We start from the raw sequence: 12,705 nt of genomic DNA, 5'->3' as shown, positions 1-12,705 counted from the left end.
TAGTCACTAATTGTTAGATGAACAAAGAAATCATACAAGTTACTCGTCGTTTCGATGGATCGAGTTGAATGAGAAGAAAAAGCCATTCCCTCCACAAACGGAGAGAATGGCTTTCCTTTATAAATCGCAAAACTACTGATTACAGTTTCGCCCAACGTTCTTCTAACCAGTCCATGAACTCTTCGCCTTTGTCGCCTTCGTATGCATCAAAGACATCTAACCGCATCCGTTTTAGTTTATCCGCAAAGTCTGCCACTGTATGGTCCTCCGGCAAGCTTTTTTTCACTCTCAGGAAAATTTTGTCTGTGTTTTTGATAATATCAAAACGTGCAGGTGATGGCTTCTCAACGTCCTCGCCAAACGCCACAAGTGCTTCGTAGGCTGCTACTTGCACCTTGTTGACAGTATCATGTTGCATACGATTTTTTAATAAATCTATGACTTTTTCATGTTGATAAGCCGATAACATTTCGACTGCGTCTAAACGATCTCGCCAGCTAGACGTATAATTGGCCTGTTTTTTTAATGTATCATACTGCTCAGGTAATGTTGTTTCAAACTGTTTCAAGTAAATGCACCTCTTTTTTTAACTAGAGGAAAAATGAATTCTTCTTCTGCCCCTCTTATTATACGTTGTCTAGGTGAAAATAGCGATGATCGCTGGTAAGGATATATATATTTAGAAAGTGGAAACTAACTACATTTAGGCGAACCGTATCGTAAGTATGTACATGAAACAATAAAGGATATTCAAAATTTGCTTGATCTTAGTGATAGCTGCCTTTGTAAGACAAACCTATAAGTGGGCAACCCGCTCGTTTCCCGGGACCACCCGCCCGTTCCGCATCCGAACCCGCTCGTTTCCCAGGACTACCCGCCCGTTCCGCGTCCGAACCCGCTCGTTTCCCGGGACTACCCGCCCGTTCCGCGTCCGAACCCGCTCGTTTCCCAGGACCACCCGCCCGTTCCGAACCCGAACCCGCTCGTTTCCGGAATCACCCTCCCGTTTCTCGGCTCAACCCGATCTCTCTATACTCAGACTTAAGACTGATTTGAACTTCATGCAAAAGATTGGTCAATTTATGCAGGGAAACGGATATGATAAAGTCAAAGGGAAAGGGGTGTTCTAGATGCGGAAGCTTCTAGTGACAGTAATAATAGGGAGCATACTAGGTGGTATCGGGGTTTGGGGATATAATGTTTTTTTCTCGCGTGAAAGTGTCAATGACATTTTGATTGAAAAGGATGATGTGAAATCGCTCAACGCCAGCATCCATTTTGGCTATGGAGACCTATCTATAGCGGATGGTGCCGATGGATGGATCAACGGGACAATCGACACGAACAAGGAAAAATTGAAACCAACTGTTTCATACAAGACAAAAGGAACAGTCGGCACCGCTGTCATTAAGCAAAAAGGAAAAATTCTTGCAGGATTAGGGAACGTACGGAACGATTGGGAACTCGAGCTGACAAATGAGATACCGGTCAATTTGGATATTGAGATGGGCGTCTCTGACTCGTCTCTAGACCTGTCAGGCATCCGACTCAAGGAACTATCAATCGATGCAGGTGTGAGCGATGCAACCATCGATTTAAGCGGTGACTGGAAAGATAGCTTCAATGCCGACATCGATCTTGGAGTCGGCGATGCGACGATTCTGGTGCCAGCAGACACCGGTGTCAAACTGAACGTTTCAAAAGGGATTACCGACCTAGAGGCAAAAGGCTTCACTTCTAATGGGAAAGGCATCTATGTGAATGATGCGTATGCACATAGTGATGTTGTGATTGATATGAAGATTGACGTCGGGGTCGGTGATTTGAAGATTGTACTTGTAGAGTGAATAGGATTATGGAGGAAAGCTGGGGGTCTGTGAATTTCTTAAGGCGATGGAGAACCCTTCCCATCCTCAACATCAGTTGATGAAGTCCTGGGCAGTGGGGCAGTAGTATCGTGGGTTTGAAGAAAAACTAGTGAATCGGCAAGTGTGTACGCTTTAATAGAGCATAAGCTAAAAGAAGGGACAGGGGAGTGAATCATGATGCATTTAGCACCGATTACAAAAGATAACTGGATTGAAGCCATCTCACTTCGCGTTCATGAAGATCAGGAGTGTTTTGTTGCACCCAATGCAGTTTCCTTGGCACAGTTGAACTTCCTTGAGGGTTTTCTAGCACAAGGAATCTATCATGAAGATGAAATGATCGGTTTTACATTGTACGGGATTGACGAGGAAGACAATGATTACTGGATTTACCGGATGATGATTGACCAAAAACATCAGGGGAATGGGTATGGGAAGCAAGCCGTTCAACTGGTGATTAACGATATCCGTTCCCGAAAAGAAAGCTCCCAACAGACGATTTCATTATCTTATGAACCGGAAAATCAGATAGCCAGGCATTTATATGAAAAATTGGGTTTTCGGGAAATCGATGGTCTCATTATCGAAGGGGAACAAGTAGCGCGCTTTAACTTCTAAGGTTGTGATATTCAATTAGTTAGCGATGGAGGCAGTTGTTTGGTAGAACACCTATCATTAGTTAAACAAGCATAAGAATTTTTATATCATAGGTGCCTTTCACTAAGCCAGGTATCTACACTTGAAAAATGCCCATTCCTAATTCCCGGAGTAGGCATTTTTGTGTTATAAGGCACTTTTCCAAACTCATCTACTTAACCAAATCAAACAAACTCATTGACCGCAAAAAAATGACGTGGTACAATTACTTTGAATTCAAGGTAATTCATTCTCCGACAGCAAGTAGAAACGTAAATACGTTGAATGATCTGCTTTTCCACGGAAGTGGCGAGCAATGATAGATACATGAATAGATGACTAAGAAAACTAGCTTGCAAGTTCAAGCTAATTATTTTTTACACATATATCTTGAATTCAAGATATTATCGCAGAGTAAGAAGGGGGAGAACAGCATGAACGGCTTGAAAGGGATTCACCACGTGACAGCGATTACGAGCAGTGCCGAAAAGAATTATGAGTTTTTCACATACACGTTAGGTATGCGGTTAGTCAAGAAAACGGTGAATCAGGATGATATCCGGACGTATCACCTTTTCTTTGCAGACGATACAGGGTCAGCCGGCACGGATATGACGTTTTTCGATTTTCCGGGCATTCAGAAAGGGACTCATGGCACGAATGAGATTTACAAAACTGCTTTTCGTGTCCCGACAGATGCTGCACTGGATTATTGGATAAAACGCTTTGAAAAATATGAAGTAGCCCATACAGGGATCCAAGAAGTATTCGGCAAAAAAACCATTTCGTTCACTGATTTCGACGATCAGCACTATATGCTGATTTCAGATGAGCACAACACAGGCGTCGCATCGGGTACTCCTTGGCAGCACGGTCCTGTGCCACTTGAATTTGCGATTACGGGATTAGGGCCGATCCACATTCGGATTGCACAGTTCGACTACTTTAAAGAAGTGCTTGAAAAAGTCATGCTGTTCAAAGAAGTCGCGGCGGAAGGTTCCCTGCATTTGTTCGAAGTGGGGGAAGGCGGAAACGGAGCGCAAGTGATGGTGGAGCACAACACCTCTCTTCCGGATGGACGTCAAGGTTTCGGCACAGTCCACCACACTGCTTTCCGGGTGGAGGATACGAATGTGCTGAACGAATGGATTGACCGCTTGCAATCATTCGGTCTAAACAATTCAGGTTATGTAGATCGATTTTTCTTTGAATCCTTATATGCTCGTGTAGCGCCTGGAATTCTTTTTGAGTGGGCAACGGACGGACCTGGATTCATGGGGGATGAACCTTATGAAACTGTAGGTGAAATGTTGTCGCTTCCTCCATTTTTGGAAGGGAAACGCGAACAGATCGAAGCCATTGTACGACCTATCGAGACCGTACGCAGCACGCTGAATATAGAAAAAGAGTACCTATAGAAGGGGGGATCCCGATAATGCAGCACATATTCAGAAGAGGGACGAATGAAGAAAAACCAGTATTTCTATTGCTGCATGGCACAGGCGGCACGGAGCAAGACTTGCTGTCATTGGCGGAAATCGTAGACCCTGAAGCGTCCGTACTCAGTGTGCGGGGGAACGTACTGGAAAACGGCATGCCACGTTTCTTTAAACGGTTAGCAGAAGGCGTATTTGACGAAGAAGATCTAGTTTTTCGGACGAAAGAGCTGAAAGACTTCTTAGCACAAGCGGCCAAAGACTATCAATTCGATCCGTTAAATGTAATCGCCATCGGCTATTCAAATGGCGCTAATATAGCAGCCAGTCTGCTATTCCACTATGCCGATGCCCTAAAGGGAGCGATTCTGCATCATCCGATGGTGCCGCTGCGTGATATCCCAATGCCGGATCTAACCGGGATTGACGTATGGATCGGGGCCGGAGCAAACGACCCGATTTGTCCTAAAGAAGAATCGGTCGAGTTGCAGAAACTGCTAGAAGAGGCAGGAGCATCAGTCGAAATCCATTGGGAGCACGCAGGACATCAGCTGACAATGGAGGAAGTGAAAGCCGCAAAAGCGTGGTATGAACAATCTTTATAAGTAATAGGATTTAAATGAATAGGCTCGGAACAAAAATTAGCTTCAATAGAATTATATATAAAATGGAGGAATTTCAAATGACAAAATGGACAGTAGATCAAGCGCACTCAACAGTAGGTTTTGAAGTGAAACATATGATGGTATCCAAAGTGAAAGGCCAGTTTGACGAGTACACGGCAACAGTTGAAGCGGCTGACTTAACGGATCTTACGACTGCAAACATTGCTTTCAATTTCGATGTCGCAAGTATCAATACACATTCAACAGATCGGGATAATCATTTGAAATCAGCCGATTTCTTTGATGTGGAGAATTTCTCTGACATCACATTCCAATCCACTGCTATTGTAAAAGATGGTGAGGATTACAAAGTAACAGGCGACTTAACGATTAAAGGCGTTACGAAAGCGGTAACCTTTGACGTGGAGTTTGGCGGTAAAGGACTCGATCCATGGGGGAATGAAGTGTATGGTTTCGAAGCGGAAGCGAAGATCAACCGAGAAGAGTTCGGTCTAACTTGGAATACAACTCTTGAAACAGGCGGCGTACTCGTTGGGAAAGACATCAAAATTAAAGTCGAGCTTGAAGTAAACCCTGCAGCTTAATCCTGTAGCGAATAGAAGTTAAGGATGGTTACGCAACCATAACTAAATCCCGCCAGTCGATTCCTGAAACAGTGGAATCGGCTGGCGGGATTTTGTCATCACGAACCTCAAAAAGAACTGACAACGAACTTGATAGAATAAGTATGGAATTTGTGACGGATATGTTAGAATCGAACACAAATAGATTATACATGATACATGAAATGCTGATGAAAGTGACGATATAGGTAGTAGAGTGGAGCCTTGTAACGTCAAGAGACTACAATTGCTATCCGCAGTCTTCATTTATATCTATAATGAAGATAGAGATAATCAGAAGGAGCGAATCGATATGAACAGCATTCAGCAGCGTAATCACGTGACAGTAATGGGACAAGGTGAACAAACAATCATGTTAGCCCATGGATTCGGATGCGACCAGAGCATGTGGCAGTATATCGCGCCAGCTTTGGCGGAGCAGTATCGCGTAGTCTTGTTCGATTATGTAGGAGCAGGGAATTCGGACCTCTCCGCTTATCAAACAGAAAAATATAGTACGGCACATGGCTATAAGCAAGACATCTTGGAAATCATCGATGAGTTGGATTTGCGGGAAATCCACTTCGTCGGACATTCTGTCAGTTCAATGATTGGCATGCTCGCCGCAATCGAAAGACCGGAATGCTTCAACAAGTTCGTAATGATTGGTCCTTCACCCTGTTATTTAAACGAACCAACCGGCTATATTGGAGGATTTGAACAAAGTGACATTTCTGATCTGTTGACAATGATGGAAATGAATTTCGCGGGTTGGGCAAGCTACTTAGCACCTATCGTGACAGATCCCACGGAAAATCCCGAAGTAACAAAGGACGTGGAGAAGAGCTTTGTTTCGACGGATCCTCAAATTGCACGGGAATTTGCCGAAATGACGTTCTTGTCAGATCACCGCGGTAGTTTAGCATCGATGAGCATTCCAACACTTATTATTCAATGCTCAGATGATAGTATTGTACCGATTGAAGTAGGCGAATATTTACATGCCCATTTACCATCAAGCACGCTGCGCATTATGGAGGTCAAAGGCCACTATCCTCACATTAGCCAGCCACAGGAAACGTTGAAACTGATTCAAGAGTTTTTAGTAAAATAACGGTGAAGAGGATGACTCGTAGTGGAAGAACGGCTTAAAGAGGCACCATGCGGATTAATAAGTATTGATCATAACGGCTGTATCACTGAAGTGAATAATCGTTATCTCTCCTGGATGGGATACCGGGAAGAAGAGGTTATCGGCAAGCATATTGAAACTTTTTTAACGAAGGTCAATCGGATGTTCGTCCATACTTATTTTGTTCCGACAATACAGCTGCACGGAACGGTGGAAGAGTTTTACATCAATCTTACGAATTCAGCTGGTGAATCTGTCCCGTTTCTGATGAATGCGAGGCGGTATATGCAGGACGGGGTTCCGGTTATCGATTGTATGTTCATCCAGATGAAACAACGGATCGATTATGAAATGGAGCTGCGTTCGCTTCAAAAAACGACAGAAAAGGCGTATAAAGATCGAGAAGAAGCCTTTGCTCAATTGGAAAAGATCTATTTGGAAATCGAAAGAAAGCAAGACGAAATATTGAAGATGAATGATGAACTCCTCAAACTATCCAATACCGATAAACTGACGGCCATCCCGAATCGCCGCTTTTTCCAGGAGGAATTGGAACGTCATATGGAGCGGTATTCTAGAAAAGGAACTGTGTTTTCGTTATTGATGGTGGATATTGACCATTTCAAAAAGGTGAATGACACTTATGGCCATCTAGTTGGCGATAGCGTCCTGATTCAGTTGGCGGAAGTATTAACGGAAGAAGTACGGTCTGAAGATCGGGTAGCTCGTTTAGGTGGGGAAGAGTTTGTAGTCATTCTTCCACAGACAGATGCAGAAGAGGCAATTGAACAGGCTCGTAGGCTCAACAAAGTAGTGGAAAATACGAAATGGGAAACGATCGATCGATTAACAGTCAGTATCGGGGTGTCTACATTCTCGGAATCTGATACAGAAAGCACTATTTTAAATAGTGCTGATCAGGCGCTTTACCAAGCCAAAGCCAGTGGCCGCAATTGTTCGATTCATTTTCAGGAAGTCTTATAAGAAAGTTACGTGTGAAGTTCCTTTATGCACACAGTACCCAAACTCCATAAAAGCTTGCTAGCGAATTTCAAAAATCATGGAATTTGCTGAGCAGGCTTTTTGTATAAGCAAGAGCAAGCTTCTCCTCTTTTCACATACACGTTACTCATGTAAAATGGAAAAGAACGAATTCTGGGCAGAGAACGGGTTTCTCTTTCGATTTGTTTGATTTTTATGAGTTCCCACATACGTATAACAAGAAATTTTTCGGGTGCAGGGCTGACCTGGCATCCCATAATGAGAGGATTGGAAATTGAATATGCAAGAGAATTTCTGGCGTGAATTACCACGGCCGTTTTTTATATTAGCACCAATGGAAGATGTCACGAATGTAGTGTTTCGCCATGTCGTGGCGGAAGCAGCAAGACCTGATGTATTTTTTACTGAGTTCACAAATACGGAGAGTTATTGTCATCCGGAGGGGATCTTCAGTGTTCGCGGGCGTTTGACGTTTACAGAAGACGAACAGCCTATGGTGGCTCATATATGGGGGAATAAGCCCGAGCACTTCCGGGATATGAGTATTGGAATGGCGGAACAAGGATTCAAAGGCGTCGATATTAACATGGGCTGCCCTGTTCCGAATGTAGCTTCGAAAGGAAGAGGCAGCGGGCTGATCAATTATCCTGATAACGCAGCGGATATTATCCAAGCTGCAAAAGCAGGAGGGCTGCCAGTCAGTGTGAAAACAAGACTGGGCTATACGGATATAGACGAGTGGCGCGGCTGGCTGACACATGTATTGAAGCAAGACATCGCCAATTTATCGATTCACCTTCGGACAAGAAAAGAAATGAGTAATTTCGAAGCGCACTGGGAACTAATCCCGGAAATTAAGCAGCTGCGCGATGAAATCGCACCTGATACATTGTTGACCATCAATGGCGATATCCTGGATCGTCAAATGGGATTGGAACTCGTCGAGAAGTATGGTGTAGACGGCGTGATGATTGGGCGAGGGATCTTTAAAAATCCATATGCCTTTGAAAAAGAGCCAAGAGAGCACACTAGTAAAGAGCTAATGGACCTCTTAAGACTTCATCTGGATCTCCACGATAAATATTCCAAGGAAATCGAGGAGCTGCCATTCAAACCGCTTCGCCGATTCTTTAAGATCTATGTGAAAGGGATTAGAGGAGCAGGTGAATTGAGAAACCAACTGATGTACACGGAGTCGACAGATGAAGTCCGTGTCTTGCTTGATGAATTCGAGTCAACCAATAGTTGAGCGATCAGTCCTTGCAATGGAGGAGCAATCTCCTGTGTCGGTTCAATAAGATATTAATTTACAAAATGAAGTTTTAAGCACACCCGTTGAAAGCCGGCCTGCCAATTCCTTATGACGATGGAATTCGCAAGTCGGCTTTTAGATTTAAAGAATAGGAAATGAATGAGTCCAATGATTGCGGAAAGGATTATTTTAGCGGGTGATTAAGTTTGACCTCTATGAAATTCACCATAATTGAAAGCAGGGAAGGTTTACTATATAATTAATATTAGTAATATTGAACTATATACGGTGATGTGGATTGTCTATCAAAAGACCGGAATAACATAGATAGAAGAGTTGTGGAGGCTTGTTTATGAATCAAAATACCCTTATCCGTAATAACGTGAACGTTACAGGAAAGGGCACAAAGGCTATGATCTTTGCGCCCGGTTTTGGATGCGATCAGAATATGTGGAGATTGGTGGCACCGGCCTTCGAAGAATATTACCGTGTCATTTTATTTGACTACGTCGGTTCTGGAAAATCGGATTACAGTGCATACAGTCCGAACAGGTACAAGGATCTTGATGGATACGCACAAGATGTACTCGATATATGCGATGCGCTGGAGTTGAAAGAGGCGATTTTTGTAGGACACTCGGTTGGCAGCATGATCGGCATATTGGCCTCCATTCAAGAGCCTGAACGCTTTGAACGTCTCATCATGCTTGGTCCGTCAGCATGTTATTTAAATGATCCTCCTCATTATAGCGGAGGATTTGAGAAAGAGGATCTGGAAGCGTTGATCGGGATGATGGATATGAACTACATCGGCTGGGCGAATTATCTCTCGCAGATTGTCATGAAAAACGAGGATAGGCCGGAGCTTTCACAAGAATTGGAGGAAAGCTTTTGTTCGACGGATCCGACTGTCGCAAAACAATTTGCTAAAGCAACTTTTTTCTCCGATAACCGGGAAGAGTTAAAGCAAGTTACAGTTCCGTCACTCATTCTGCAGTGCTCCAATGATTCGCTTGCTCCGATCGAAGTTGGGAGATATTTGCACCGGGCCCTGCCGGAAAGTACATTTCGTTTAATGGATGCCACGGGGCATTGTCCGCATATGAGTCACCCGGAAGAGAGCATTCGATTAATTTACGATTATTTGGCAGCTGTCGAAAAAGGGAGCATTTCAAATGGATGAGAAACTGGACTTTGCTCCATGCGGATATCTATCACTGGATGATCACGGTACTATCCTGGAAATCAATGGGACGTTACTCGATTTACTCGATTACCACCGTCAGGAAATACAGGGACAGCACATTAACCTGATTTTGACACTTGCAAGCCAGTCCTTTTACCAGCTCTACTTTTTTCCGATGATCCGGATTCAAGGAAAAGTGGAAGCGATGTATATTTCACTGGAGACCAAGGCTGGACAGGAAATTCCTATCCTACTCAACGCTTCCAGAAATGAGCGTGACGGGGTGGTGTTTAACGATTGCATCTGTTTTCCAATGAAAGAGCGTTATGAGTACGAACAGGTACTTCTTGCTGCTAAGAAGGAAACAGATGATCGCAACCGTATGAAGAAAAAGCAAATTGCCGAGCTGGATATGCTGCGACAAGAATTGGAGTCCAAGCAGAAAGAGCTGTTGGATCTTAACGAAAAGTTACAGAAGTTAGCCGAAACGGATGGGTTGACCGGTCTTTGGAATAGACGCAGCTTACAGGAGAAACTGACTTCATCTATCGCTGCGTACTCAGGTGAATTGCAATCACTCTCTCTGTTGCTGATCGATATCGATTTCTTCAAGAGCATCAACGATAACTACGGTCATATGGTGGGCGATAAAGTCTTACAACAGATGGGACGATTACTGGAAGAGGAGTGCAGAAAAGAAGATATCGCTGCCCGTTATGGAGGAGAAGAATTTGCATTGATCTTACCGGATACGGATCAGGCCGATGCTCTGAAAATCGCGGAAAAAATACGTGTCCGTGTAGAAGGGGCAAACTGGGGAGTGCCCAGTATGACGGTAAGTATAGGGGCAGCGACGTTTTTGCCAGGAGATACAGAGCGCTCTTTACAATCCAATGCAGATTATGCGCTTTATGCTTCCAAAGATGCTGGACGCAATCTAGTTACCCATGCTAGTGAGTTAGTACAAGTGTAAATGCGGAATTCAGTTTAAAAGGATGAGTTCGGCCTTCATAAAATTCAGGTGACCGGTTCATAAGCGATTTCAAGGTCTTAGAACCAGTCACCTTTTTATTTCAACCAACCATTCACGAAAAAATTTAGAAGCTCGAAAGTTTTGTGCTCAAGTGCAGGAGGAAGTGTTTTCTATTCTCCATCCTGAGGGCTCGGCTGATGAAAGAAATTCGGTGTCACGATGTCATTCCGATACGGCTTATGGAAAATGTGCGTTGTGGCCGGAGAGACGGGCGGAATGAGCCAGGTCCAGTTCCCGGTGACGGGACGTCCGGCGTTGTTCTCCTTTTTCTCGAACGCCTTGAATTGTTTGGCGGCTGTATGATGATCGACGAGTGTAACACCCGCTTGGTGATAAGAATGCAGGACGGCGATATTCAGTTCGACGAGTGCCTTGTCGATCCAGAGCGACCGGTTCGAGTTCGTTGCAAGCCCCATCTGTTTTGCTATCGCAGGCAGCAAATTATATCGGTCTTCATCAGCGAGGTTCCTCGCTCCGATTTCAGTTCCCATATACCAGCCGTTGAAAGGTGCCATCGGATAGTCGATGCCGCCAATTTCAAGCAGCATGTCAGAAATAATCGGGACGGCATGCCATTTGATGCCGAGCGTCTCGATTCCCTGGATGTCCGGATGGCTGATCGGTACTTCTTTCACTAAGCTATCCGGAATTTTGTATAATTGCTCAGGTTGTCCATCTTCTTGAATAACTAGTGGGAGGACGTCAAAAGAAGTGTGAGCCCCTTGCCAGCCGAGGGACTCGCACTTTTTTGTCATAGCAACGTTAGCGGAGTCACCGATAATCGTTCCATCCATTTCATATCCAGCATAACGGATCAGCTGATGATTCCAGATACGGATCGGATCTCTTCCCTCTTTTCGTGGCGGGAAGACGGTAATGGCAGATCGGATATCGCCATCATTCGTTGCGTAGCGGATATGGTCCTGCAACGCTTCAAAAGCACCGTCAGCCGAAGTGACGTCTCGTCTATCAAACACTTCAAGCGTTTCCCAAAGAAGACGGCCGATGCACCGATTGCTGTTGCGCCATGCCATTTTTGCTCCGTGAGACAGTTCTTCCATGGTATGCGTATAGGTGCCGCTTTCCTTGATTTCGTTTTCAATGTCTTGCAGTCGCTGTTGTTGTTGGTCTGCAGAGAATCCCAATTCCGCGTAACAGCGGTCAATGAAATCGACTGCTTTCTGGAAAAGTTCTGTATGCTGTTCCTTCACAATGATCCACTCCTTACTTTCAAGTCTACCATCGAACGACATTGTGATTGCTGAACGTTTTGTGTCCGGTTCCACTCCAGCTGGAAAGCGGAGAAAAGAAGAGTTTTTGAGGTATACTAGGTAGCGGAAGGAGTGAACACCATGCAAGACTTTTTAACAAACGCAATTGAGAAGATTACGATACGAGATGCAAAACAAGAAGACGCATCGCTCATTGTCGAGTTTTACAATGTGGTCGGCGGAGAGACGGATTACCTGTCATTCGGTCGGGATGAATACCCTCAAACTGCAAAGGGATTGGCGAAATCCATTGAAGATATGAAACAATCCAAGGGAACTTGTATGCTCCTTATGCTGGACGGGGAGGAAATTGTCGGGATCGGTACGATTGATTCGAGTTCGAAACGCAGATTCCTTCACGTAGGGACACTCGGGATTGTCATTCGCCAATCGCACGCGGGAAAAGGGCTTGGCCGCTTGCTGATGAACGCATTGATCGACTGGGCTAAAGAAAATGGTCAAACTGAAAAAATTACGCTCATCACCCGTGCAGATAATGAACGGGCAGTTGCGCTTTATGAAAAACTTGGATTTAAGCAAGAAGGGGTATTCTACAAAGACTCGTTCGATGGCGAACGGTATTATGACAGCTTATCCATGGCACTTTTCCTGTGAACTCAAAAACTCTCCTGCGCTTAATTGCCGTAGGAGAGTTTTTGTA

The 12,705-nt window shown here is 44.4% G+C and carries 13 protein-coding genes; 11 read left to right on the top strand and 2 right to left on the bottom strand.

Annotated elements, in window-relative coordinates; genetic code table 11:
• Positions 1 to 139 precede the first annotated feature (139 nt).
• Complete coding sequence (locus tag H9659_RS07885) at positions 140 to 568, bottom strand: HEAT repeat domain-containing protein (protein WP_191689388.1); 429 nt, start codon at positions 566 to 568, stop codon at positions 140 to 142.
• Between the two features lie 562 nt (positions 569 to 1,130).
• On the opposite strand from H9659_RS07885, the gene H9659_RS07880 reads away from it, so the two are divergent.
• The 10 genes from H9659_RS07880 to H9659_RS07835 all read left to right on the top strand — a co-directional run bounded on the left by H9659_RS07880 (position 1,131) and on the right by H9659_RS07835 (position 10,713).
• Entirely contained in the window at positions 1,131 to 1,847 is a 717-nt protein-coding gene (locus H9659_RS07880) for a toast rack family protein (RefSeq protein ID WP_191689387.1), read from the top strand.
• 195 nt (positions 1,848 to 2,042) lie between these two features.
• Positions 2,043 to 2,486, top strand: coding sequence for a GNAT family N-acetyltransferase (locus H9659_RS07875; RefSeq protein WP_191689386.1), 444 nt, complete (start codon positions 2,043 to 2,045; stop codon positions 2,484 to 2,486).
• A 452-nt stretch (positions 2,487 to 2,938) separates the two neighbouring features.
• Complete coding sequence (locus tag H9659_RS07870) at positions 2,939 to 3,922, top strand: ring-cleaving dioxygenase (RefSeq protein ID WP_191689385.1); 984 nt, start codon at positions 2,939 to 2,941, stop codon at positions 3,920 to 3,922.
• Positions 3,923 to 3,936: 14 nt separating this feature from the next.
• On the top strand, positions 3,937 to 4,545 hold the full coding sequence (locus tag H9659_RS07865; RefSeq protein WP_191689420.1) for an alpha/beta hydrolase: 609 nt from the start codon (positions 3,937 to 3,939) through the stop codon (positions 4,543 to 4,545).
• A gap of 77 nt (positions 4,546 to 4,622) precedes the next feature.
• Positions 4,623 to 5,150, top strand: coding sequence for a YceI family protein (locus H9659_RS07860; RefSeq protein WP_191689384.1), 528 nt, complete (start codon positions 4,623 to 4,625; stop codon positions 5,148 to 5,150).
• A 331-nt stretch (positions 5,151 to 5,481) separates the two neighbouring features.
• Positions 5,482 to 6,282 (top strand): alpha/beta fold hydrolase, encoded by an 801-nt coding sequence (locus H9659_RS07855; protein WP_191689383.1) that lies wholly within the window; start codon positions 5,482 to 5,484, stop codon positions 6,280 to 6,282.
• A 21-nt stretch (positions 6,283 to 6,303) separates the two neighbouring features.
• Entirely contained in the window at positions 6,304 to 7,284 is a 981-nt protein-coding gene (locus H9659_RS15650) for a sensor domain-containing diguanylate cyclase (protein WP_191689382.1), read from the top strand.
• Between the two features lie 298 nt (positions 7,285 to 7,582).
• Positions 7,583 to 8,551, top strand: coding sequence for a tRNA dihydrouridine synthase (locus tag H9659_RS07845; protein WP_191689419.1), 969 nt, complete (start codon positions 7,583 to 7,585; stop codon positions 8,549 to 8,551).
• A 355-nt stretch (positions 8,552 to 8,906) separates the two neighbouring features.
• Positions 8,907 to 9,737, top strand: a complete 831-nt coding sequence (locus H9659_RS07840; protein WP_191689381.1) for an alpha/beta fold hydrolase — start codon at positions 8,907 to 8,909, stop codon at positions 9,735 to 9,737.
• Entirely contained in the window at positions 9,730 to 10,713 is a 984-nt protein-coding gene (locus H9659_RS07835; protein WP_191689380.1) for a sensor domain-containing diguanylate cyclase, read from the top strand. Before H9659_RS07840 ends, H9659_RS07835 begins: the two co-directional genes overlap by 8 nt.
• 170 nt (positions 10,714 to 10,883) lie before the next feature.
• Here the strand turns inward: H9659_RS07835 and H9659_RS07830 are convergent, their stop codons facing one another.
• The gene (locus H9659_RS07830) at positions 10,884 to 12,026 is read right to left on the bottom strand and encodes a nitric oxide synthase oxygenase (RefSeq protein WP_191689418.1); all 1,143 of its coding nucleotides are present in this window, start codon (positions 12,024 to 12,026) and stop codon (positions 10,884 to 10,886) included.
• 99 nt (positions 12,027 to 12,125) lie between these two features.
• Between H9659_RS07830 and H9659_RS07825 the strand changes: the two genes are divergently transcribed.
• Entirely contained in the window at positions 12,126 to 12,659 is a 534-nt protein-coding gene (locus tag H9659_RS07825) for a GNAT family N-acetyltransferase (protein WP_191689379.1), read from the top strand.
• The last annotated feature ends 46 nt before the right edge of the window (positions 12,660 to 12,705 follow it).

Origin of the sequence: Sporosarcina gallistercoris (genome assembly GCF_014836415.1) — a bacterium.
GTDB lineage: Bacteria > Bacillota > Bacilli > Bacillales_A > Planococcaceae > Sporosarcina > Sporosarcina gallistercoris.
The sequence above is the reverse complement of the archived record's forward strand: the minus strand, read 5'-3'. Positions and strand labels throughout refer to the sequence as shown.